Origin of the sequence: Virgibacillus sp. 6R (assembly GCF_001895305.1) — a bacterium.
In the GTDB taxonomy this organism is placed as follows: domain Bacteria; phylum Bacillota; class Bacilli; order Bacillales; family Amphibacillaceae; genus Virgibacillus; species Virgibacillus pantothenticus.
On the sequence record NZ_CP017762.1, the window covers coordinates 2,841,070 to 2,866,809 of the forward strand.

General features: G+C 37.8%; 17 protein-coding genes and 1 pseudogene. 5 read left to right on the plus strand and 13 right to left on the minus strand.

The features are described 5' to 3' along the window. Positions 1-3: 3 nt before the first annotated feature. Both BKP57_RS12960 and BKP57_RS12965 read left to right on the plus strand, forming a co-directional pair. Positions 4-507: a PadR family transcriptional regulator gene (locus tag BKP57_RS12960; RefSeq protein WP_050349836.1), complete on the plus strand. Its 504-nt coding sequence runs from the start codon at positions 4-6 to the stop codon at positions 505-507. Positions 508-530: 23 nt separating this feature from the next. After that, entirely contained in the window at positions 531-1,190 is a 660-nt protein-coding gene (locus tag BKP57_RS12965) for a hypothetical protein (RefSeq protein ID WP_050349837.1), read from the plus strand. A 371-nt stretch (positions 1,191-1,561) separates the two neighbouring features. Here the strand turns inward: BKP57_RS12965 and BKP57_RS12970 are convergent, their stop codons facing one another. From BKP57_RS12970 to BKP57_RS12985, 4 genes are all read right to left on the minus strand, one after another. Next, a complete protein-coding gene (locus tag BKP57_RS12970) occupies positions 1,562-2,065 on the minus strand; it encodes a cupin domain-containing protein (RefSeq protein ID WP_249664638.1) in 504 nt (167 codons plus the stop codon). Between the two features lie 869 nt (positions 2,066-2,934). After that, positions 2,935-4,464, minus strand: a complete 1,530-nt coding sequence (gene ahpF, locus BKP57_RS12975; protein WP_050349838.1) for an alkyl hydroperoxide reductase subunit F — start codon at positions 4,462-4,464, stop codon at positions 2,935-2,937. A 12-nt stretch (positions 4,465-4,476) separates the two neighbouring features. After that, positions 4,477-5,040 carry an alkyl hydroperoxide reductase subunit C gene (gene ahpC, locus BKP57_RS12980; protein WP_050349839.1) on the minus strand — a complete coding sequence of 188 codons (564 nt, stop codon included), beginning with the start codon at positions 5,038-5,040 and terminating at the stop codon, positions 4,477-4,479. Positions 5,041-5,792: 752 nt separating this feature from the next. Next, the gene (locus tag BKP57_RS12985; RefSeq protein ID WP_072741650.1) at positions 5,793-7,274 is read right to left on the minus strand and encodes an alanine/glycine:cation symporter family protein; all 1,482 of its coding nucleotides are present in this window, start codon (positions 7,272-7,274) and stop codon (positions 5,793-5,795) included. 306 nt (positions 7,275-7,580) lie between these two features. Here BKP57_RS12985 and BKP57_RS12990 point away from each other — a divergent pair, with 306 nt between their 5' ends. Further along, positions 7,581-9,236, plus strand: coding sequence for a M20/M25/M40 family metallo-hydrolase (locus BKP57_RS12990; protein ID WP_072741651.1), 1,656 nt, complete (start codon positions 7,581-7,583; stop codon positions 9,234-9,236). Between the two features lie 332 nt (positions 9,237-9,568). Here the strand turns inward: BKP57_RS12990 and BKP57_RS12995 are convergent, their stop codons facing one another. Both BKP57_RS12995 and BKP57_RS13000 read right to left on the minus strand, forming a co-directional pair. Beyond that, complete coding sequence (locus tag BKP57_RS12995; RefSeq protein WP_050349842.1) at positions 9,569-11,290, minus strand: sensor histidine kinase; 1,722 nt, start codon at positions 11,288-11,290, stop codon at positions 9,569-9,571. Further along, positions 11,287-12,003, minus strand: coding sequence for a response regulator transcription factor (locus BKP57_RS13000; protein WP_050349843.1), 717 nt, complete (start codon positions 12,001-12,003; stop codon positions 11,287-11,289). The genes BKP57_RS12995 and BKP57_RS13000 overlap by 4 nt, the downstream gene beginning before the upstream one ends. Positions 12,004-12,164: 161 nt before the next feature. Between BKP57_RS13000 and BKP57_RS13005 the strand changes: the two genes are divergently transcribed. Both BKP57_RS13005 and tnpA read left to right on the plus strand, forming a co-directional pair. Continuing rightward, the gene (locus BKP57_RS13005; RefSeq protein WP_050349844.1) at positions 12,165-13,361 is read left to right on the plus strand and encodes a DUF418 domain-containing protein; all 1,197 of its coding nucleotides are present in this window, start codon (positions 12,165-12,167) and stop codon (positions 13,359-13,361) included. A gap of 248 nt (positions 13,362-13,609) precedes the next feature. Further along, positions 13,610-13,808: pseudogene (gene tnpA / locus BKP57_RS13010) on the plus strand (IS200/IS605 family transposase); the annotation flags it as partial. Between the two features lie 263 nt (positions 13,809-14,071). Here the strand turns inward: tnpA and BKP57_RS13015 are convergent. The 7 genes from BKP57_RS13015 to BKP57_RS13045 all read right to left on the minus strand — a co-directional run bounded on the left by BKP57_RS13015 (position 14,072) and on the right by BKP57_RS13045 (position 25,347). Continuing rightward, the gene (locus BKP57_RS13015; protein WP_050349845.1) at positions 14,072-15,226 is read right to left on the minus strand and encodes an iron-containing alcohol dehydrogenase; all 1,155 of its coding nucleotides are present in this window, start codon (positions 15,224-15,226) and stop codon (positions 14,072-14,074) included. 938 nt (positions 15,227-16,164) lie between these two features. Next, positions 16,165-17,571 (minus strand): glycoside hydrolase family 1 protein, encoded by a 1,407-nt coding sequence (locus BKP57_RS13020; protein WP_373688045.1) that lies wholly within the window; start codon positions 17,569-17,571, stop codon positions 16,165-16,167. Positions 17,572-17,578: 7 nt separating this feature from the next. Then, positions 17,579-18,475 carry an ROK family protein gene (locus tag BKP57_RS13025; protein ID WP_050349847.1) on the minus strand — a complete coding sequence of 299 codons (897 nt, stop codon included), beginning with the start codon at positions 18,473-18,475 and terminating at the stop codon, positions 17,579-17,581. Positions 18,476-18,921: 446 nt separating this feature from the next. Beyond that, the gene (locus BKP57_RS13030; RefSeq protein WP_050349848.1) at positions 18,922-19,731 is read right to left on the minus strand and encodes a MurR/RpiR family transcriptional regulator; all 810 of its coding nucleotides are present in this window, start codon (positions 19,729-19,731) and stop codon (positions 18,922-18,924) included. 1,006 nt (positions 19,732-20,737) lie between these two features. Further along, positions 20,738-23,392 carry a glycoside hydrolase family 38 N-terminal domain-containing protein gene (locus tag BKP57_RS13035; RefSeq protein ID WP_050349849.1) on the minus strand — a complete coding sequence of 885 codons (2,655 nt, stop codon included), beginning with the start codon at positions 23,390-23,392 and terminating at the stop codon, positions 20,738-20,740. A 20-nt stretch (positions 23,393-23,412) separates the two neighbouring features. After that, complete coding sequence (locus BKP57_RS13040) at positions 23,413-23,877, minus strand: PTS sugar transporter subunit IIA (protein ID WP_050349850.1); 465 nt, start codon at positions 23,875-23,877, stop codon at positions 23,413-23,415. 3 nt (positions 23,878-23,880) lie between these two features. After that, positions 23,881-25,347 (minus strand): PTS fructose transporter subunit IIC, encoded by a 1,467-nt coding sequence (locus tag BKP57_RS13045; RefSeq protein WP_072741653.1) that lies wholly within the window; start codon positions 25,345-25,347, stop codon positions 23,881-23,883. Between the last annotated feature and the right edge of the window lie 393 nt (positions 25,348-25,740).

Below are 25,740 nucleotides of genomic sequence, written 5' to 3' on the forward strand. Positions count from 1 at the left end.
AAAATGTCAGTAAGATATGGGATTTTAACGTTATTATCGGTTAAACAGCATCATGGCTATGAATTAAAAATAGAATTGGATTCCCTCCTTGGACTAAAAGGGAAAATCAATCCTGGTCAAATATATACAACGCTTGATCGTCTAACACGGGATGGACTTGTCACTTCGCCAGGGTTCGATGAGCAGGACAGAAGATTATATGATATCCACTTAAAAGGGAAAGAGGAATTGAATAAATGGCTAATAGAACCAGTAGCGTATAGCAACACAAAAGAAGATTTCTTCTTTAAATGGAGCTGCGCCAGAAGAACTAATTCTGAATTGGAAAAAATGATGTTGACACAGCAAAAAGAATTAATTGTTAAGGAAGTAATGGAGCTAACAAAATTAAAGACGGAATTATTAATGGAAGGTGATGAGAATAGATATTTATTAGTTACTGGTACGTTATTACATTTAGAAGCGGATTTGACTTGGATTAATCAAGTGGAAAACCGAGCACATTAATTTTGGAATACGAGGTTAATCTAATGAATAAGGGGGAAGTTGTTCTGGAATTTGTGGTTCATTATAGCTGGGAATTGTTTATAGCTGCGGAAGTATTATCCCTTGGTTCTTTGATTTTATTTGGTATATTTCGCTATTTTTTGAATAAGCCGAAGCTGGGAGTACTGTTTATTCTTTTATTCTTGTTTTTATTAACTGCAGAAGCCTTATTAGGTGTGTATGTATACGAGCAAACAGGAGAGATTTCTACCTTTCTTATCGTTATCACAATTTTTGTAATCTATGCATGTACATTTGGTATTGTTGATTTTTTAAGACTAGACCGTTGGATGCGCAGTAAAATTGGCAAGATGCGTGGCGTAGAACTGCTTACAGAAAAAGATTACGCCATCATGAGAAGAAATAAAGATCCCAAATATATTGCGAAGAAGTATCGCATCTCTTCGCTGATTCACTTAGTAATCTTTCTAGTTGTGCAAACTATTTTTTGGTCATTGGGAACAGATAGTTGGCAGGAAATGAAATCGTATTTGACCGATTTATCATGGTTAGAGCAGGGGGAAGCCAAAAATTCACCATATCCGAATGAGACCATTTTTTCTATTGGTATGATTTGGAGTATTGTTTTTGTTGCTGATTTTATTTATTCTTGGTCGTATACGATCTTCCCTAGCAAGGGATAATGATGTTTTCTGTTCTATTCGTTTATTTCTAAGTTTGAACGGTGAATACGTTGAAACAGTTCAATGAGGTGTTTGACTTCATTGAACTGTTTTTTTGAGAAGATAAGAAAGTATAAAATTTGTTGCTTTGGGATAAGGGGATAACTGAATAGCCACGTCCGGATTCAGCGCCCAGCAACTAGGTGACTTTAGAAATGCGCCCTACGATAAGGCATCATCGGTTCGCGGCAAAGAGGAAGGCCGACTAAAACAGGGCTTGCCGCCCATCGTCGGCATACCCCTGTTTTTAGGGGCATGATTCCTAAATCTTTAGTTGATTCGTTCCAATCGCTACGTTGCTAAACGGGCGCCCCGCGCCTTTGTTCATATAGCTATTGATAATGGTGCTCTCTTTCCATGGCTTCCGCATCTGCTTTTGTTTGATGCACTGTGCCAAAAGGGTGCTCTGGGGGAGCATAGATGGAATAGAGCTTAAGTGGTTTGTCACCGGTATTGGTTACATTATGCCATGTTCCAGCAGGTATCATAATAGCATCGTCATCAGATACATATCTTTGAAAATAAAGCTTATCTTTTCTGTTTCCCATTTGTGTTAGGCCCTGACCTTCTTCAATACGTAAGAATTGGTCCGTATCTGGATGAACCTCTAGACCGATATCTTCACCAACAGGAATACTCATTAACGTCACTTGTAGATGGTTGCCGGTCCATATAGCAGTACGAAATGTATTATTTTGTTTTGTAGCTTCTTCAATATTGACAACGTAAGGCTGTCTCCCATAATCAGTAATACGACTGTCTTCAGGTAAAGTTTGATACGGTAAAGAATAAGGCGATATTTGGTAACCCATAGGGTTAGTTTTCTGCAAATACATGGGCTGATAGCTCCCACGATAGAACGGTCCATTGTAATAGCTAGGATAGGTAGGGTACAAGTATATATAGTTATACACGTTATTCATCCTTCCAATAATCATAATCGCGATATCTTATGCAAAATAGTGGGCATATGTTCATATTGTTTTACGTTAAAGTTAAGAAAGAATATTTTGGACGCCCATGACGCCCTAGTATGAACGCTGATCGGCAGCCTCGTATATGGAGTACTATCCTGGCATCGGAAGCCGCCCTAGAGCTACTAACAACTAGGTTCGAACATCAAGGTATACTACAGCCTGCGTGTATGAAGGTCAGGACGTACACTGGGAAACAGTCTTTTTAAGGCGGTTATGCCCGTAGGGGAAAAAGTATTGTCCAAATAATTCTAATATTAGGTGCATTGCGGCAAGTACAAGAAATGGACATATTCAGTAATAAGTAGGTGATAAGTCACTTGATACGCAAGGCGGCGACTCCTGTGGGAAAAGCATGAGCCCCGGACCCCACAACGAGCGCTTTTTTCGAGGAGGAGGCTCAAACAGACCTTCGGAAAGCGTTCGCCTGTAGTGTAAAGCAACGGGTTCAGGCGTACGTATAAATTCTCAAGCAGTAAAACCAAAAAATGTAAGAAACAATGGGTGAAAAAAATAACACCTAAATATAATATACGAGGTATGTATACTTTGAAGCCGGATGTTTTTCCGAAAGGTACTTAAAGTTATTTAGGTGAATCTCAAAATAAATGAATGGTACAAATCGTTCTCATTTTTTCCTTACAGTAAAATTCGAAATTACTTCTACATGATTACTACGTAAAAAAAGTCGCCATACTGCCATTTGGCAGCATAACGACTTATCTATATAACTAGTTACGGATCAAGTAATCAAATGCGCCTAAAGCGGCAGTAGCGCCTGATCCCATAGAAATGATAATTTGGTTATAAGCACTATCTGTGCAGTCTCCTGCAGCAAACAAGCCAGGGACATTCGTCTGTCCTTGCTTATCTACAAGGATTTCGCCCATGCGATTACGTTCAACTGTACCTTCAAGCCATTCTGTGTTAGGAACGAGACCAATTTGCACGAATACACCTTGAAGCTCAATATGTTTCTCTTCTTGGCTATCCCGGTCTATATAGGTAATGCCATTTACACTGTCCGTACCTGTAATTTCCTTCGTTTGTGCATTTTTTATAACGGTTACGTTTGGTAAGCTGTATAACCGTTTTTGTAAAACTTCGTCTGCTTTTAATTCTGGTGCGAATTCAAGAACGGTAACATGCTTAACAATTCCTGCTAAATCGATGGCTGCTTCAATTCCGGAGTTACCCCCGCCAATAACAGCAACATCTTTTCCTTCAAATAATGGACCATCACAATGAGGGCAGTATGCTACACCGTTATTTTTGAATTCCTGTTCCCCGGGAACACCGATATTTCTCCAACGAGCGCCTGTAGAAATGATGACACTTTTACTTTTTAGTACTGCACCATTTTCTAATTCAAGCTCGAATAAATCTTTCTTTTCGATGTTCTTTGCACGTTGAGAGTTCATTACATCAATGTTGTAATCATTGACATGCTCTTCCAAATTAGCAACTAGCTTTGGTCCTTCTGTACGTTTGACACTAATGAAGTTTTCGATACTCAATGTATCTTGAACTTGACCGCCAAAGCGTTCGGCAACAATACCCGTACGGATTCCTTTCCGCGCAGCATAAATGGCCGCACTTGCACCCGCTGGGCCACCGCCAACGACAAGAACGTCAAATGGATCTTTTTCGGAAAGCTCAGAGGCATCCACGCCATGCCCCAGTTTTTCTAGAAGTTCTTCGAGCGTGATTCGTCCACCATTAAAGAATTCCCCATTTAAATAAACGGCTGGAACTGCCATGATGTTTTTTCTTTCCACTTCGTCTTTGAACGCTGCTCCATCAATCATGGTATGCGAAATATTTGGATTAAGAACGCTCATCATATTTAACGCTTGTACTACATCTGGGCAGTTGTTACAGCTTAGACTAACGTATGTTTCAAAATGATATTCATCGGTTATTCCTTTAATCTGATCGATAACCTTTTGATCTAATTTTGGAGTTCTTCCGCTAACCTGTAATAGAGCTAACACTAATGAATTGAATTCATGTCCAAGAGGAAGACCGGCAAATGCAATGCCCGAATCCTCACCGACACGGTTGACACTAAAGCTTGGTGTTTTTGGTAACTGTGTATGCTCAACAGTTATCCTATTGGACATGTTTGCTAGCTCATCAGTAAGAGCTAGCATATCCTGTGATATATCATCGTCCCCAGTGCTTACTTTAAGCACAAGGTCGTTTTCTAATAGTTCAAGATATTGCTGTAATTGTGACTTAATCTCTGGGTCTAGTACCATTTAAAGCACTCCTTAGATTTTACCTACTAGGTCAAGGCTTGGCTTAAGTGTTTCTTCGCCTTCTTTCCATTTTGCAGGGCATACTTCACCTGGGTTGTTACGCACATATTGTGCTGCTTTGATTTTATCAGCAAGCGTGCTTGCATCACGGCCGATACCGTCTGCATTAATTTCTACAGTTTGGATAACACCATCTGGATCAATGATGAATGTACCACGATCAGCAAGACCAGATTCTTCGTTTAACACATCGAACATACGAGTTAGTGTTTGAGATGGATCACCGATCATGCCATATTCGATTTTGTTGATTTTTTCAGAGGCATCATGCCAGCCCTTGTGTACGAAGTGTGTGTCTGTAGAGCAAGAATACACTTCAGCACCGAGTTTTTTTAGATTTTCATATTCATTTTGCAAATCTTCTAGTTCTGTTGGGCATACAAATGAGAAGTCTGCTGGGTAAAAGCAGAGCACAGTCCATTGCCCTTTGAAATTTTCTTCTGTAACGTCAATAAACTCGCCTTGCTTAAAGGCTTTTGCAGAAAATGGTTGTACTTCGGTTCCTATTAAAGACATAACAATCTTCCTCCTAGAAGTATTTTGATGTATGAGCTAAAAAGCAAAAGCTTTAGCTATAATAATTCTAATTACACATCTATTATTAATTAGTAGTCGTTGTTTGTCAAGGATTTACCTTTCTTGAAGAATAAGAAAGTATAAACTTAGGTGCTTATGGATAATGAAATAACCGAATAGTCACGTCCAGCTCAACCGCCCAGCAACTAGGCGACTTCACGAATCGCCCTACGATAAGTCATCATCGATTCGTCGCCTCACCATGATTCCTTTCTCTCAGTTGATTCGTTCCATTCGCTACGTTGCTAAACGGGCGCTTGCGCCTTTGTTCCTACTTTATACTGAAAAATGAAAGGTGAAAAGCCTTTATACATGCAGGTTATTGTAGGTTTTTTAAAAATAAAGCGCAAATGAAATGATTTTATTAAAAAACAAATGAAAATGATATTCAATGACAATGATAAAAAGGGAAGTACAGAGAAAAAAGAAAAAATATCTGTCTATTTGAAATGTAAGGTCTCGGAAGTCTCCCGCTTTTTGAGGAGCATGGAGTTGATATAAAAGGTATAATTACGAGAAAGTGGCACTTATAGCCCAATTTGTTCAGAAACTTTTAAGTCATACCCTTCTGGAGCTAACCATCAGTAGGAGTTGAAAGAAAAATCCTACTGAACGAAGGTTTTCTTTATAAATTTATCCTACCAAAGAACTCGCAACAAATACACTATGTGATCGTATTTGTTGCATAACATTTACAAAACATTCATTTTTTGTTCTGCTTTTGACTGCGTATCCTCATAAAATAGGTGTACAGTTGGATCAATTTGCCCAATGCCTAAATATCTTGCCTTATAATCTTGGAGCAAGCTAAAGAACTTTTTACTTAATAACAAAATAGCCACGACATTAATGAATGTAGGAATGGCTGAAGCGATATCGGCAAAGTACCAGACGGTTTGCCCCGTTAGACCATAACTTACAGCATAAATAACTAATGCAGTGCCTGGTATCGGATAGAACCAGTTGTAAAAGGTTAATATACGTTTCTTAAAGGTTTGATCTTTGTTTCGCAATAAATGGCGGAGCAATACCTCGTAATACACAAACCATCCTGTCAGTGTCGTTAACCCAAATAGAAAGATGGAAATGGTAATAATGATTCTTCCCGTATCACCGATTCCCATTTCAAATGCGGTTAACGTTAATTCCGCACCGGACATGCCAGAAGACCATTTTCCAGTAATAATAATAACAAAAGCAGTAACAGAGCAAACAACGATCGTATCAATAAATACTTCAAAAGCACCCCAGAGCCCTTGTTTTACTGGATGGTTTACTTTGGCGGTTGAGTGAACCATAGGAGAAGTCCCCCAGCCTGCTTCGTTACTGTAGACGGATCGGGCCATTCCCATGCTAATAGCTTGGGTCACTGCTGCGCCAGTAAATCCGCCAACTGCTGCTGTTCCTCCAAAAGCGCCTTGGAATATAATAGAAAACACATTACCAATCTCAGTGAAGTGGCTCAAAATAATATATAGTCCAGATAGAACATAAAATAGGACCATGAAGGGAACCAGCTTTGCTGCAAACTTTCCGATATGTCTTAAACCACCATAAATGACGTAATAAGTAACGAGCATAAGCGTTAACGAGACGGGAATCATGCCTATGTCAAATGTAGAGCTTACTGCTTCAGAGATGGTGTAATTTTGCAGGGTGAAAAAGAAGGTTCCGAAAATACCACAACCAAACAGAACTGCAGGTATCATCCAATAACGAAATTTCCTCTCTTCCCCGAGCCCTTTTTCCATATAATAGGTTGGTCCACCATATGGATCGCCGTTTTCGTCCGTACTGCGGTAATGTACAGACAGGGTTACTTCAACTGTTTTAATAATCATGCCAAGCAAGGCACAAACCCAAAGCCAGAACATAGCCCCTGGACCTCCAACAGCAATTGCTGTAGATGCCCCGCCAATATTTGCAACACCGACAGAGCCACCAATGGCTGTACTTACTGCTTCAAATGAAGAAATAATTCCTTTAGAGGATGTGTTATCATCGGAACTTTTTCTTTTGAAAATGCTAAGCAATGTTTTCTTTAGAATGTGAGGTAAATAAATAAATTGAAAAAATTTGCTGCCAATTGTAAAGTACAGTCCGGTAAAGAGAATAACAATAAGGAGAGGAAGCCCCCAAAGAAACTCTGTGATAGATTGCAGTATTTCTTGCATACGTTTGCTCCCTTCATACATTTAATTCTTAGGGTGAATATAAAAAGAAAGTTGTTAATTTTTAAATAATAACAAAAACAAACGAAATATTCAAATGAAGATTAGAAGGAAGATTGGATATAGTGAGTAATCAACGAAAGGGAACTTTCTATGCCAATCGTTAATTGGACCAGAGCCGGCACTATACACGGAAGGTTTTTATCCCTCTGGTAAAAGTTACTGTAGCAAGTACTGAAAATCAGAAAAAAATCTGTTATCATAATAGTACGATTTTTTGTAAAACAGTATAAGGGAGGCAGGAATAGCATGTTAGATTGCAGAGAGGAAATATTGCATTTGACAAAGCAATTCGTACAAATAGAGAGTGTAGTAAATACGGATGGGGAAAAGACGCTGGCATCGTCGCTCTATTCCATTATTTCCAGTTATCATTATTTTAGAGAGCATACAGACCAAGTTATTTTACAGCCAACCGCAAATGATCATATGGAGAGGTACAATGTTCTTGCATTTATTAAAGGGACAAAAGGACAGAGCAATAGAACGGTTATACTCATGGGACATTTGGATACGGTGGACACATTTGATTTTCAGCATTTGCAAAATGAAGCGTGCTCTCCAGAAGCATTGATGACACGCCTTCAGCATGAACCATTACCACCGTCTGTAAAAGCACATTTGGATTCAGAGGATTGGTTGTTTGGTCGAGGCGTTTTGGATATGAAGAGTGGGCTTGCCAGTCATTTATATTTATTGAAGTATTACGCAAATCATCCAGAAGAGTTGGATGGCAATCTTGTGTTTTTAGCGGCTTGCGATGAGGAAGATAGCTCACATGGCGTTTTGTCAGCGTTAGCGATATTAAAAGAGTTGCAAACGAAACAAGGCTTTGACTATGCAGCTGCTATCAATGCTGATTTTGTGTCTCCTGCATTTGCAGGTGACGAGAATCGCTATATATACAAAGGTACAGTTGGAAAATTACTCCCAACATTTCTTATCACCGGGGCAGAAACGCATGTAGGATCTTGCTTTGAAGGATTGGATCCTAATTTTATTGTTTCCGAGCTAACCAGTCAAATCAATTATAATCCAGAACTATGTGATGAAGCATACGGAGAAGTGACACCGCCACCGGTAACCCTTAAACAATCTGATCTCAAACCGACTTATACAACACAAACGGCTCTAGCTGCTTATGTGTACTATAATTTTTTTACACATTCCTGGTCGCCAAAAGAGGTATTGGAGAAATTGAAGACAGAGGCCTATATCGCTTTTGAACGTGCAGTTACTAAATTAGAGCAAAGTTTTCAGCAATATGGGGAGAAAAGAGGAGAAGCAGTTTCTACTCTCGGGTGGCAACCTAGAGTACTTACTTACAATGAAATGCAGGAGTTATTAATAGAAGAGCATGGCGAGGCGTTTATACAGCATATGCAAGCATTTAAAAATTTTCTCCTCCAACAAGAGGACCTAGATACGCGGCTATTTTCAGTGTATGTAGTAGAAGAAGCCTGGAAATGGTTGAAAGATAAAGCACCTGCTATTATTTTATTTTACTCTTCTTTGTATTCGCCAAGAGTTGACTTATCGGAAGAGAATGAAAAAGAGGCGGCGCTTTTAACCGCTATGGAACAGGCTGTAATAGAAGTGCAGCCAAACTATCCGCACCCTATAGAGTCACGACATTTTTTTCCACATATTTCCGATATGAGCTTTCTAGCTATCCGTGATTCGAAAGAAGATATTCAAGCTGTGATAGATAATAATCCTGGATGGGGAACAAAGCACAAGGTGTCTTATGAAGATATTCGAGAATTAAATGTACCAGTGATTAATATTGGACCATACGGCATGGACGCGCATAAGAGTTTGGAACGGGTTGAAATGACGTATTCTTTTGAGATCGTACCGAACTTGACGAAACGCGTAATCGAGCTATTGGGGATGCGATCGTAACTATTCATAATAATTGTAGACTTTATTTACATTTTCTAACATTTGATCGAGACAATAGATTTCAATCATAAACGGAAGCTAATGCTGAGAAACGAGGTGAAAAGGGGCTCTTGATCCTCTTTAGTGGTAAGAAGAACAGTATTGAGCATTGAGTTAATTTTCTAACAGATTCCAATGAAGAACGTTAGGACATGGGTCAAAAGCAAAAGCTGTGCTTGAAATTGGAAATTGATACTAAACTTACATGCTAATGTTATGCCTATTTGAGTAGATAACTCCTGGGACAATTAGACAAACATCTGGTTGCCCTAGGAGTCATGGAAATAATTAAATTATATTCTGTTTAAAGGGATTTTCACCTTAATGGTTGTTCCTTTTTGAAGTTGGGATGAAACATCAATGAATCCATTATGCGCTTCGACAATAGCTTTTGCAATACTCATACCTAATCCACTTCCATCTGTTTGTTCTGCACTAGATGTTCCACGATAGTAGCGAGTGAATAGATTTTGTTTCGTTTCATCATCCATTCCTATGCCATTATCTTCTACTATAATAACAGCATATGGTAGTTGCAATGTTGCAGTAACAGTAATTTGAGTTTCTGAAGGATTGTGTTTTTCTGCATTAATAATCAAGTTATCAAGTAAACGTTCTAACCATTGTTCTTTTCCTTTTATGAGCAATGATTGGTTGGGTAAAGAAATATGAATATTGCTATATTCTTTATATTTATATTGACAAGTTGTTAGGAGTGCTTTTATATCAATCCTTGCAAAGGAATCCTCTACTTTTTGCTCTTTTAATCTAGAAATAAAGGTGAAATCTTTTACAAGTTCAAGCATGTAGTCACTCTTGACACGGAGCACCTCGCCAATTTCTTGAAGTTCTGTATCATTCCATCGGTATTGTGCACTTTCCAACAAATGCGCATAGCCTTGTATAGTTGAAAGTGGTGTTCGTAAATCATGAGAGACGCCAGCCATCCATTCGTCACGTTTTCTCTCTAGTTGAGCACGTTCTTTCTCAAGAGAGGAAAACTGATCTGCCATATCATAAATTTCGTCAATGACTTCTCTATAGAGGCGAAATCTTCTTTTTATTTGGTTTTTTTTAGTAAATAATTTTCGTTTTTCTTTCTCTGTAAATACTTTTTCAAATTGGCCGTTTTTCATTCTTTCCAACCAACTGATAAATAATAGTAAAGGCTGTCCATAACGAATCCCATGCCATATGGATAGACAAATGATAATGAGTAATAGTGTAATACTAACACAGACTAAGGCAAAAATAGCTCGCTGAACTATTGAGCCATCTCCTTGATATTCATCTAATGTGGAATGCAACACCCAAAGGTTATCTCCTACTTCTGTTACATGAATGGATGTTCCATAGTGACTAGGCTCAGCTAACTGTGCTGTAATTTGTAAATTATCATATTTCTTTGGCTTGTCGCTTTCGCCAATTCGTCTGCTAACATCGCCATTTGACTTAACAATGTCTAAATATCCACCTAAGGCTCCTACCTCCTCTTGTAATTTAGGAATATGTTCTTCTTTAAGACTGCCATTTTCATTAGCTAGTTTTTTCCATTCCGTTAACAGGTGTTGAATTTCATCTTGATAACCAAGAACAAAGTAATATGGATCATTATAATAAAAAGAATCAACTAAAGTAGTGATTTGATACTCGCCTAATGACTTCTGTTGATCTAAGTTTATTATTTCTTTCAATGAATACTGATTCGGTAAATCTTTAGGAGTATTTTCTTCATGGATAACTGTACCGGTTTTATTAATAATTTGTAACCACATATTTTTTTCGGTTATTTTTTTGACCCATTCTTCGGGAATAACAGTATAGTCGTCATCAACGGCTGTTTCCGCTACAATCGCATCCAACATACCGTTCGGATAATTGCTATTAATTTCGTAATTTATTAATTGTTTTATCCATAAGAATAAGATAAGAAGTATAATAGCTGTAACTAACAAAATCATAAAAATAAATTGGAGTAGGAAATGAATAGCAATTCTTCGTTTAATTGAATTCATACGTTACGCTCCGTAATTAATTTATATCCTAAGCCTCTAACGGTAATTAAGTACCTAGGCTGGCTGGGATTTGGTTCAATCTTTTCTCGTACTCGTCTAATATGAACAACTACCGTGTTATCATCTACAAATTGGTCTAATCCCCAAACCGCCTCAAGTAATTCAGACTTTGTAAAAACTTGATTTGGATGGCGACATAAAAACACTAGCAGGCGAAAGACTAAAGCAGGGCAATAGATTACTTGTCCATTAACTTTCAGCTCTTTTGTTATTTCATTAACTTGAAAATGACCAAAATCGTGAATAAATGGTTTGAGTTTAGATGGATGCTGGTCCGTAGAGTTGGTTAGCCGTCTTTGTACTGCTTTAATACGTGCCACAATTTCAAGCGGGTTGAATGGTTTTGTTACATAATCATCCGCACCCATAGCAAAGCCTGTTAAAATATCAAGATCAGTTGTTTTCGCAGTTAAATATAAGATATAAGCATTTGATTTTTCGCGGATCTTAGGTGCTAGATCGAATCCGTTCCCATCTGGAAGCATCACGTCAAGAACAATGAAATCAAAATTATAGTGATCAATTTGTTGCAAGGTCTGTTCAGCATTGTATGCTGTTTTAATGTTAGAATACCCCTCTTTAAGTAATATTTTTTTTAACATTTGTACAATGGATAGTTCATCGTCGACTAATAAAATAGTTAGATTTTCCATTATATTACACCTGCCTCCCGCTTTATATTACCATAGAAACATTACGAAAACCTTACTTAATTATAGATGTGTTTCTCGTATTGTAATATGTATTAATTATCTTCGTAAGAATGGGATTGTATGATATTAAATAGTTATATTCACAATGTGGAGGAAGGCAGATGAATAAAAAAAGAATAACAGTTGTCGATCAATTACGTGGTTTTAGTTTACTAGGCATATTAATCGCGAATATGTTAATTTTTCAATATGGAATGTATGGAAAGGATGAATTAGAGTACTTTTCTGTTTCAAAGTTTGATGATATCACGCATCATTTAATTGAAATATTTATAGAGACTAGTTTTATGCCAATTTTTGCTTTCTTGTTTGGTTACGGCATGATGAAGATGAAAGAGAAATTAGAAGAGAAGCATTTGCCTGTTAAGCGTTATTTAGCAAGGCGTTTTCTCCTGCTTTCGATTATAGGTTATTTTCATGGTGCCTATTTATGGGAAGGGGATATTTTATTGATCTATGGGATTATAGGATTTATCCTGCTCCTATTTCTAAAGCGAAGAACGAAAACCATTCTAATCTGGGCAATAGCTCTATTATTTATAACTACATTTTTAAGTTATGGGGGTAAAGAAGTAGACCTATCTACAGAAGACACCTCGGCTATGGAAGATTATATAGCAAAGTCAAAAACGGTTTATCAAAATGGTAGCTATGCGGATATTTTAGCATTTAGCAGTGAAGATCCTCTCTTTGAAATGTTTACTGAAGAGGAACTAGCAGCAACCTTACTGATTACACCTTTCCTATTGCTACCTATGTTTTTGTTTGGTATGTATGCCGCTAACCGAAGATGGTTCATAAATCTGGATAGATACCAAAAGCGTTGGAGAAGGTTAGCGATTTTGTTTATCTTGAGTGGTATAGTGCTAAAGTCATTATCACTAATAATCGATGGAGAGGGAATGACCAGTTTATGTTTTAGTTTAGGAGGGCCAGTGCTTGCCTTTGGATATATTTTTGCATTCTCTCTACTGTTTCACCGTAAATCGCATGATATAGTGGTGAAAGGGTTTGAAGCAGTTGGTAAGCTTTCGTTAAGTAACTATTTATTACAAACGATCGTATGTGTAAGTATATTTTACGGGTATGGTCTAGGGTTATTTGGTAAACTCGGCGTAATTACAGGCGTTGGATTATCAATTGTAGTTTTTGCTATACAAATGGTGTTAAGCTTTTATTATATAAAAAGATTTCGGTCTGGTCCATTTGAAAAGATAATGCGGATCTGGACATATTTGAGTTGGTCAGGGAAATTAAATGTAAAACATGAGATTCAATTGCAAGATAAAATCAGTTAACTGCGTGTTCAAAAGGAGGTAATAGGGATAAGAAGTTCAAGGAACACAGATTAATAGATACATGAGCACTGCACTAGTAGCGTGCTCAAAACCCTTCTCATGGAGGCGAGATCACTGAAAATCTAATGACTTTTTAAAGGACTAGTATTCGTATAAAAAAGGCGATTAAAATTTAATTTCTGAATTTGAAGTCGCTTTTTTTGTAAGATAAGATAGGTGCTTTGGGATAACGAAGTAACCGAATAGAGAAAAGTGTAGAAATAATAGAATCTACGGCATGTAAAGATCACATACACATGTTAGTTGGTATACTTTCCCGAAATGGACGTGTCTTCTTTCGTGGACTATCTAAAGGGGAAAATTAGCTTGATGATATTTGATCGTCATGCCAATTTAAAATATCGATACGGGAATAGAGAATTTTGGTGTACAGGATTTTATGTGGATTAAGGAAAAGATAGAAGAATATATACGAGATCCAAGATGCTGTAGTCGCAGAACAATGAAGCATGATGTAATATATTGATCCATTTACAGGTAAGAAATAAAGAGGAAACGACATAAGTGAGTAAGTTTAAGGTCTGGACAGTAGAAGTAGTACATGTGGCGAACTGTTCAGTCGTCCTTTAGGGGTTGGTCAATAACAGAGACCAGCCGCAGAGAAAACCACCCGTGCGCACGGGTGGTATTTATTCTATACACAGAAAGATTTACATTGCTTGGCGAATGATTGCTTGAACTTCTTCCACCTTTGGCTTTCTAGGGTTTGTTGCAGCAGTAGCATCCTTCATTGCGTTTTCTGCAAGCGTAGGAATGTCTTCTTCTTTTGCTCCAAGCTCTTTAAAGCCTGTTGGAATGTTTAAATCTTTAGCAAGGCGTTCGATAGCAGCAATTGCCTTTTCAGCTGCTTCACGTGTGCTCAAGCCTTCTACACTCTCACCTAAATATGCTGCCATCTTAGCAAAGCGATCTTCACGACCTACTAGGTTGTAACGGCATACATGTGGTAAAAGAATCGCGTTACATACGCCGTGTGGCAAGTTATAGAATCCACCCATTTGGTGAGCAATTGCATGAACGTATCCTAGAGAAGCATTGTTGAATGCCATTCCAGCTAAGAATTGAGCATAAACCATTTTTTCACGTGCTTCCATATCTTGTCCGTTTGCGAATGCACGTGGTAAATATTCAGGAATAAGTTCAAAAACTTTTTCAGCAGCTGAATCTGTCATTGGCGTTGCTGCAGTTGATACATATGCTTCAACAGCATGCGTTAAAGCATCTAATCCAGTAGCAGCAGTTAGAGCTGGCGGTAGTCCAACCATTAATTCTGGGTCGTTGATCGATACTAATGGCGTAACGTGCTTATCAATAATTGCCATTTTTACATGACGTTTTACGTCTGTAATAATCGTAAACTTCGTCATTTCACTTGCTGTTCCAGCAGTTGTGTTAATGGCAATTAAAGGTACTAACGGATTTTCAGACTTATCTACCCCTTCATAATCGTGAATCGTTCCTCCGTTTGATACAACTAGCCCAATTCCTTTTGCAGCATCATGAGAAGATCCACCTCCAAGAGATACGAGGGAATCGCAATTTGCTGCTTTAAAAGCTTCCACACCATCAGCAACGTTTTTGTCAGTAGGGTTTGGCTCTGCTTTTGGATAAATTTCTACTTCCAATCCAGCTGCTTTAATAATACTAGCAATTTTGTCTGCAATTCCTAATTTAAATAGACCATCATCTGTCACTAAAAGCGCTTTCTTGGCATTTACATCTTTTAAGCGTGAACCAGTTTCTTGAATACTCCCTTGGCCAAATAGATTAATAGACGGCATTGAAAATTGGCTCTGTTTCGTCATTTTCCTATCCCCTTAAAGAATTATATTTTTGTAATTGGCAGAAAAGTTTTGAAATCTGCTAAATATTTCCACTTACATTTTTAATATAGCATATTGGAAAATTGATTCAACAAAAAAGCTCAAAAATCGACAAAAAAACCGAAAAAAGTTAGTTATCAGTGATAGAAATGTTTATTTCCTTATTATTGCTCGATATTTCACAATTATACTAGAAGGTTAACCTATTGACTTTATAACTAATAGATGCATCTAGTTGTATTGTAACATTCAATGCATAGTAGGGTTAGGAAAACGATAGTTTCACTAGATTTGTTCAAAGCTAAGAAACCACCATGGCTCGCCTAGAGCGCGAGCCACCATCTATGATGATAAATTTTGCTATATAATGTTTAGATTATTGAAATTCTACCTAAAATAAATAACTTTTATAATGGTAAAATAGCGTTTTTTTCATACAAAAGTATAAAATGAGGTGGTTGTGCGTCCGGCGCATGAGCCCAGCAATGGTGCGACTTTAGAAATGCACTCCCTACATAAGGCCTCAACGGTTCGTTGCTAAGAGGAAGGCCGACTAAAGGTAATTCGCATCATTTTAATCCCAAAGTAAAGCAGCGGAGGATTAAAACGTTGCAGGCTAGGGGTGAATTAATAATCTGTAAGTAGCCATTTACTGTTGAATTGCAATTATTTATCCCGCATATAAGGTGCAGTAAGACTCCTAACTCAAGAATTGGCGAATCCATACTACAACAGTGGGAGATAACAGCACCTAAATGCACGATTCGTTTAGAGGCCTTTAGGTCATACTATTATGGTACTAACAATCCGTGGGAGATGAAGGAACCTCCACTGATTGAACATTCACTTTATCTTTTGGTATATTTCAATGAAGTAAGCCGTGAGGAGATCCTCACGGCTGAAGTGAAAGTTGATATTGTTTATTCATCGGAAAATCCTTGGCAAGTAGCAACATCTCGAAACCACCAGCCACTTTTCTTAATAGAACGTTTTGCGTTATTATTTAAATCAACGGCTACTAATCCATATCTATTTTTATATGCATTCATCCAGGACCAGTTATCCATAAACGTCCAGACGTGATAACCTTTTACATTTACGCCTTCTGCTAAAGCCTTGTGCACCCATTTTAAGTGATCTTTGTAAAAGGTAATTCGATAATCATCTTGAATAACCCCGGATTCGTCTTTAAATCGATCCTCGTTCTCGACTCCCATTCCATTTTCAGAGATAAAGCATTCGATATTGCCATAGTTGTTTTTCAAATTCATTAAAATATCATAGATTCCTTTTTCATATATTTCCCATCCACGGTATGGATTCATTTTTCTTCCAGGCATTTCATAGGCGTCAAAAAAATGCTCTGGCATGAAAGGTGTATCTGGATGAGGGACACTTTCTTTTGCTTTTACTCGACGGGGCTGATAATAATTTACCCCTAATAGATCTATCGTATTATGCGAGAAGGTTGCTTCATCTTCTGCTCTTGTAGATGGTAAAAGATCGTGTTCATCAAGTAATAGCACTAGTTCTTCAGGAAAATAACCTTTAACAGAAACATCTAAAAAAGAGCGGTTGAATAGTAAATCCGCAATCTTTCCAGCTTTTACGTCGGCGGGATGGTTACTTCTTGGATAGGACGGTGTAACATTTAAGATAATACCTATTTTCCCTTGTTGTCTTTCTTCTTTATAGGCTTGAATCGCTTTAGCGCTAGCCAGAATAGAGTGATATCCTACTTGGACAGCTCGTTTAAAATCTATGATATTGGGATAGTGCATATCGTATAGATAACCTGCTTCCACAGGTACAATTGGTTCGTTTTGCGTGAACCATTTGCTGACTTTTGGACCAAATAATTGAAAACAAGCACGTGCATACGCCTGGAAAGCATCGACAACTTCTCGGTTTTCCCAGCCACCTATTTGTTGTAATGCTAGTGGCATATCGAAATGATATAGATTTACAAACGGTTCGATTCCCATTTTATGAAGCTCATCCAGTACTTGATGATAAAATGCTACAGCTTCTTGGTTGACGTTTCCAGTGCCATTAGGGATGAGTCGCGACCAGGAAATGGATAAGCGAAAGGAATTATGCCCTAATTGTTTCATTAATGCGATGTCTTCTTTATACTTTTCATAAAAACGGGATGCTTTAGCTGGACCTATTTGCTGGAAAAAGCGATTCGGTTCTTGCTCGTACCAATAATCCCAAATGTTTTTACCCTTTCCTCCAATTGCTGCAGCACCTTCTGTTTGGGTAGCCGAAGCGGCACTTCCCCACCAAAAGTCGTTTGGAAATCTGTATTGTGACATAGTTACCACCTTCTCTTTAGTGATTGGTTTGAATAAAATGATATGTTGCACCAATAAGATTTGCCCGTTGTAAAAAAGTACAAGTGGCTACTTTTCCGTGCGGGTTACCTATTTTCATCATTTGTTGGATCTCATGTATGTTGGTAGATAATGTAGACATAAAATCAGGTCGTGTACTGATTCCACCACCAATTAAAATGATTTCTGGGTCATAGATGTGTTGTAAATTATATATGCCTGTAGCTAGTATGAAATAAAATTCGTCAATAGCCTGCTGGCATATCGCATCTCCATCTTCAGCCATTGCAAAAATTTGTTCACCAGAAAGCTGATTTGCTGGTACTCCTTTTTGTTTAGCTACTTTTCTTATTATTGCAGAAGTAGAACCCATGTGACTCCAATGGTTGATATCCTTTGTTTCTGGGTCTGCATACAAAATAGAATAGCCGAACTCTCCACCATACAGATGGGCACCTCGATATAGTGCACCGTTTGAAATAACGGCACCGCCAATACCTGTGCCTATGACAATGACTAATACATCTTGAAGGCCGGCCGCACCGCCCTTCCATAGTTCAGCAAGAGCTGCACAATTGGCATCGTTTTCTATTGCAACCTGTTCGCCGGTTGCCTCTTGAAGTGTTTCCTTTAAGGCAAGGTCGTGTAAATATGGGATGGCGCTGGTACCTTGTACATCTCCAGTAGCTGTAATTGTTCCTGGACAACTAATCGCTAGTCCCTGAATGACTTCTTTTAGCTTTATTTGGTGGACAGTTTGTTGGATAAAATTCATCAAGTCTTGTAAACTTTTGGGAGTAGGGATCTTATTTTCAAAAGAAATGTTTGCCTCTTCATCTACTAACGCGTATTTTATAAATGTGCCTCCAAAATCAAATGCGAGATACTGTGTCATTGTATACCCCCTTTTCTTTAAGCTATTAAAATATTGGCTCTGTGGGTTTATTAGCCGCTTGCTTCATAATGCTTAATCAGCAAAGAATTGGTACTGATGAAAAAGATGCAAAGCATTCCCCCGAATTTTGGGATTAGTTAAAAACAGCTTATAACTTTCACTGTCTATAACTATATTTGTTTTACAGCTACTATTTAAAATTTTCCTTTATGAATGATAGCTTTTCTTGATAATTTAGGTTTTTCTTATCCCATATATAAGGTGCTGTAAGTCTCTCACTTCAGGAGTTGGATAATCTGTACAGCAACAAGTCTCGGTGGGGGATAACAGCACCTAAATCCCTATTTCAAAAGAGGACTTTAGGTCCTACTATTACGGTACTAACTATCAGTCGGCGATGAATGAAAACCTCCACTGAGTGAAGATTCACTTTACAGTCGCTTGCATTACATATTATGACCTTGTAAATAAGCATGTTCTGTGTGGATCCATTTGCTTATATTTTCTCTGTACATGCTAATATACTGGGAATAAATCATATCAATTATAATAAGAAGCGGAATCTGTACAGAGATTTGGCCAACTTCATTCGTGTTTTTTAAACTGGAGGTCAGTAAAGTAACATTTGCTAGCTTTCTAATTTCTGGCGATTGGTTTGAAGTAATCATGATAATAGATGTTCCTTGCTGCTGAAGCTGGCGCAGCGAGTCTAACACATATTGATTTCTAGCGCGTAATGACAAGCAAATGACTAAATTATCCTCATTTAGCAGGGAGGATACCATTTCAATCGAATTATGGTCTTGGACAACTTCGACAAACTTTCCAATTCTTGTGAAACGAAATTTAAAGTCTGCTCCCGCGATTGCGCTTAACCCTAATCCATAAACATGGATGATTTTATGCCTATAAATATATTCACAAACGGTTTGAATATCTTGAATATCTAAATTTTCATCGATGTTATTAATAAGCTCCTTATACCGGAACTTAAGGTTATGAGTAACATTGTTTTTATCGATGGTAAGCTCTTCTAAAGTATTTCGATAAGCGAAGATAAATTCCTTATAGTTTTCAAAGCCAATTTTCTGGCAAAATCTTGTTATAGAAGCAGTAGAGACATTTATTTTATGTGCAATAGATGATTGCTTGAGAGGAGGGTTTCCTTCTAAGAAATAAGCGGCAATTTGTTCATCTACTACTGTAAATTTCAATCTGGAACTCTCAATTAATAAAAATAAATCTGTGTTTATCAACTGTATCACCCACTTATTTAGACCTAATAATTATTTCACTTCGCACGTAATGTGCCATTAGAGATTCCCTGTTTAGAATTTAAAACCACTACAAAAGAAGTTTAACAGGAAAATACAGCACCTAAATATGCCCAGTGAACCAACACTCAATAGGTGAAGAAACCTCCTATTGAATGAAGTTTACTTTAGTATAATATACTCTATTGGCCAGTAGACTAGCCAGAATATCCATCTCCAACCTATCTGTAGAATGGGGATGCTTTTATTCCAACTTAGGCAGGTGGAGGTTTCCCCATTTCCGCTACTTATACAGACTGTATTAGCTCAGAGAAAATAGGGGACATGTTGATTTCCTTTTTCTTGATAAGCATTGCGGGAAAATGATTAATGACGAGCTTTTCAAGGGCAAGAAAAGTATAGGTGAAAATATTTTTTTTAAAACTACAACTAGCTTAACCTTGTTTTATACTCATTTATCCCGTATATAAGATGCTGTAAGATTCCCACTTCAGGAGTTGGGTAATCTGTACTGCGCAACAAGTCTAAGTGGAAGATAGCAGCATCTAAATCTCCTATTTCGGAAGAGGTATTTAGGTCATAGCGTTACGGTACTAACAATCAGTAGTGGGGTATGAATGAAAACCCCCTACTGATTGAAGATTCACCTTATCATACGTATTTTTAGGTTTAAAAAGGTGTATCCTGAGGGGAAAGAACCCTAACTCTGAATACATTTTTTTATTGTATAGGCTAAAATTAGGTGCTTGTGGATAACGAAATAACCGAATGGTCACGCCCGGATCTATCGCCCAGAACGATGCGACTTTAGAAGTGCGCCTTACGATAAGGCCTCATCGGTTCGTCGCTAAGAGGAAGGCCGACTAAAAACGGGTGCTTGCCGCCCAGACGTCGGCATACCCCTGTTTTTAGTGGCATGATTCCTTTATCTTTAATTGATTCGTTCCATTCGCTACGTTGCAAACGGGCGCCCTGCGCCTTTGTTCCTTTATGGGTGCTTAAATTCTATATAAATCGTTTTAATTTCTTTTGGTTTAAATCTACCTAAGGGAATCGTTTGGCTGCTTTGGAAATGTTGTTCATCAATCGTCTCTTCCATCGTGGTAAACTGCCAAAAGTGAATATCTTCTTGGCAAATTAGCTCACCACCATCTTGGATAGCCTGCTCAACTGGATTGAAAAAGCGTATGATCACCCCTTTTCTATTACGTGCTTTCTTACATGAACTAAACACGACTTGTTTTACTTTTGTAGCATCAACAAAAGAATATGTTTCTGGAACTTGGAATGGCAGTGGATGCATTACAAAATATTTTAACGTATTAGTAAATTGGTTCACGTTTTGTTGTTGATAATAGGGAAAAGATATGGCGTGTTTTTGATATTTACAGAATGCACGTGCTGCGTTAAATGTGTGTTTAATCTGAATGGAGCATTTAAACGTTAATGTTTTTTGCAATTGGCTATCTGGTGTTTTAATATATTTGAATTGATTACCGGAAGCAACACCTGGACGTCGCCCGAGATCAGGCTTACCGAGATAGCCTACCGCACGGAATAAGGTAAGCGCAATTATCTTATCTTTGGATCCGATGACTTCATATTCTTTGATACCCTTTGTAAAAGCGGTAATACTTTTTTGTTGGTCATGTAAGTTGATAAAACTGAGCATAGGATAAAGGCCTGTTGGTTCTTCTTTCCAGTTCTTTTCCTTCCAATCTTTTAAGTTAGGGTCGACAACAGGACGAGAAATAGTTCCAAAAGGTGTGTCAGCTATACTGTGCTCCGTTTTTACTCCGCTATTTACAAGTAGTCGCATGCGGTGATCCATTGCTTGGTTATTTATTTCTAAATGAACATCCACTGCTTGTTTATGAGCTTCTAACTTAAGTGTGCAGCAGTAGGGAATTGATGCAGTAGCCTTTCCTTGCTCTCGTTCATATTGGTTTTTCGGAATAATAAAGCAGCCGTTTAATTTTAATGAGCTTTTCCAATTTCCTTGGACGATAGAAACGTTAGCTGTATCAAATTTAAATTGCAATTTCCAATCGTTTGCTGGTGGTGAGTAGTCGTAGTTGTCACCGTCATCTCCTGCATCCTCCACGATTAAGAAATCAGGGTAAAGGATGTTGCTTTCTTTATCAAGAACTCGAATACTCCCATTTTTGAAACACACTTGATAGTACTCATTTTCAATCGTATTTCCGTTTTCCTCTAGTTGCTTAGAAGCAGAGGTTGTTTCTATACTATCTTCGTTTAATTTAATATCTAGTACTTCATAACCCAGTGGTTGTAGCTTTAAAGGCAAAGCAATTTCAATTTCGTAATAATATGACTCTGGAGAAGGATGAATGTTTTTTCGAATAGGTGCATTCGAATGCTTGGTTATTTTTTTTATGTCAAAAGCGACCTTTTTCCCTTCATGGTAAATCGTAAAAGCAGTTTGTGGTAGCGATAATGTAATGCCAATAACTTGCTCTCTTTCTATTAGCAACGTGTTAAAGACAGTAATTTGATTTTCTTTTAGATTTTTTCTTGATTCGCTAATTTTTCTTGTTAAGTAATCTACTACAGAATAGGACAGTTGATCAGCCTCAATGAACCGTTGTAAAATAGCTTGGTTCGTTTTATCACTATTACATCCCCCTGCACTGTCATGAGCATGATTACGTAACGTCAATTTCCAAATTTTATCTACTAGTTCTTGCTTATAAGGTAGCCCTAGCTGATCTGCTAACGTCATTAATGGTTCAATTTGGTAAATCAGTCGGCGTTCTATTTTATCGTTTAAATATTTATGATCGTAGCGAGATGAGTAAATGGAGCGATGAATTTTGGAAACTTCTGCATTCAATAATTCTCCCTGCACAATTGGTAAAGTTTTAGCTTCTTCATTAATTTGTGCAAACAACTGATCGTAGTTACTTTCCACTAATTGCTCATCTGTAAGCTGATCATTATAATACGCAATCCGTTCTTTTAAATTGAAATCGACATAGCGTTGATCGCCACCAACTGGTAGCGCAATATGAGAGGATGTGCTATCTTGCTTAATTTGATCCAATAATGGTTTCGTATAGTCTACTTCAATTAGCTGCACACCCACGAAATAACCATCTTTTATATTGTAGGTTAACAGTCTGGAACCATCCTCCGATTGCCAAAGGAATTCTCTTTGACTCAATTGATCGGATGATAATCCTCGCCAAAAAACAGCTTTATCAATGCCCATCTGGGAAAAGATTTTCGGCATATCAATGGATTGCCCGAACGCATCTGGTACATACCCTAAACGATCTGCCCCTCCTAATGCATCCCCTGATTCTAATCCGAGTTGCAAGTTACGAACAAGCGACTCACCACGAATGATCATTTGATCTGATTGTGTGTACCAAGGACCAACTTTTAATTTTCCTGTTGTAATAAGGGAATTTAATGTTTCTCTTTTATCTGGCTGCACTTCCAAATAATCTTCGACAATGCTCATTTGTCCATCCAGCATGTAGTAGTCGAGGACTCCCTCTTGTAAAGCTTTTATTACTTCATCTACGTGATAACAAAGCTGTATAAATGATTCATTACTTGTAAAATACCACTCATAGTCCCAATGGGTATGAGCGATAACATGAATTTTAGTTTTCATTTCAACAACACCCTAATCTGTTAATTGCCTTGAGTAAGTAATTTATTCTTAATAACGGTAAACATTTCTTCAGTGGTGGAAGCTTCTAGGATTTTTTTAGTAAATGCTTCATCAATTAATGCTCGAGAAATAGTACTGAGTAATGTTAAATGTTCTTGGTTCTTCCCTTCAGGAATTGCAAGTGCAAACGTAATATGAACAGGTTGATTATCCATGGATTCCCAATCGATTGGGTTTTTGAATTTAACTAATATAAGCCCAGGTTTTTTAACTGTTCTATGCTTACAGTGAGGAATAGCAATGGAGTTTTTAAACCCAGTTGTAACCTCTTCCTCGCGTTTTTTAAGACCTTTATAATAAGCCTTAGCGGATTTAACAATGCCCTGCTCCTTAGCAAAGTCTGCAATGAATTGTAACGCTTCGTCTTTTGTCTTTGCCGAAGTTTGAAAAGTAATATGTTGCATATCTAAAATAGATGTAACCATGATTTATTCCACCTTTTTCTTTGTAAATCCAATAATAATAGCTGTTACGAGAACTCCTGTCATGACACTAAATATCCATGTAACAAATGGTATAGGCTGTTCAATATAACCAATAAATGTGCCGAGCGGGGAGCCAATTCCACCATAGAATTTTGCGCCTAATTCCGCTGCAAGCCCTCCAGCAACTGCTGATCCAGCAACAAAGGCAGGGATCATTCGAATGGGGTCTTGTGCAGCAAAAGGTATTGCACCTTCCGTTACACCAACCATACCCATTCCAAAGGCGCTGTGAGCAGATACTTTTTCGGTTGGTGAAAATTTCTTTTTAAATAATATGGAAGCAAGCCAAATGCCAAGCGGGGCAACCGAAATAGCAGCCTGGGTAGCTGTTTGTGGTACAAAATTGGCGCCTTCAATTCCGTATTTAGCAACGGTGTCAGTAAAGACCGCTGTTCCAAAAACAAGTGCTGTCTTGTTAATTGGTCCACCAAGGTCAAATCCGACCATTGCTCCGATAATAACACCAACAATAACTGGAGCAGCGGCATAATTTTCATTTAGCGTCGTTAACCCTTCATATAAAAAGTCCATCATCGAAGCCATTGGAGTGCCAATCACATATAGAACAAAAATAGATATAATTAATGTACTTACTAATGGAAGTATCATAATGGGTACAATAGGTTGGATCATTTTAGGATAAGGAATCTTTTTAAGAATTTTTACTAAATAGCCAGCGGCGAAGGCTACAAGAATAGCAGCTAGGAACCCTCCACCAGCTTCTGCGCCAAGCATTTCTGCATCGTTGGCAATATATGTTCCAATCATGGCAGCGGCAATAGCTGGTTTTCCAGCTATGGAGTTAGCAACAAATCCAGCAAATAATGGGATCATCAATAGAAAACCAACTTGTCCAACACTGAACAAGTTGGACATTAAATCTCCCATGAATGTCGAAGTATCAAACCCCCAGTTGACAATTCTTCCTGCTTCATCCTTTTGGAATGCGTATACATTGGCAATAGCTAAAATAAGTCCTGACGCGATAACCATTGGGATCATGTAGGAAATACCTGCCATAATATGCTGGAAGAAGCCACCTTCTTCAGTTTTACCCATTTTGGCTATGCCAGCCTTCGTTCCTTTTTCTCCGTAACTCGTTGCTTGATTTAAAGCCTTTTCAATTAAAGCCTCTGGATTTTTAATCGCTTCGGCTGCCCGTACTCTTAACACACGTTTGCCTACAAAACGGGACATATCTATATTAATCTCAACAGCTAAGATTACTACGTCCGCTTCCTCAATTTCTTGAGGGGTAAGTTTGTTTTCGACACCGATGGAACCTTGTGTTTCCACTTTAATTTCATATCCTTTGGCACCCCCAGCTTTTTCTAAAGATTCTGCGGCCATATACGTATGTGCTATTCCAGCAGAACAAGCTGTAACACCAACAATTTTCTTTTTAGACATGGTAGCTCACCTTTCTAAGTTTGTATTGGTAAATATTGAAGTTGTAAGGCAGTATACTTATTAATTCTTTCTCTAATTGTTGCCCATGTATCTAGATACAATAAGAAAGACATATAGCTATACTTTTATTATATGGAGGCTGCATTATATTGTATATATCTACAGGTTATTCTGTATAAAGTATCTTTTTTATGCGTTTTCATGAAAGTAATTTCAGTTTAGGGAGTAAAGTGATGGGAGACTTGAGGGTTGATACAAAGAAAGTAGGCGGTTATGAGCAGATAAGCAGTAAGTAAGAGGCAAGAGTGAGTACTCAGTTATAATTGCGAACAAGTTTATATATGCCTTCTTAAAAATAATGTCTCTAATCCATATTGCGATTATGGCGTATTC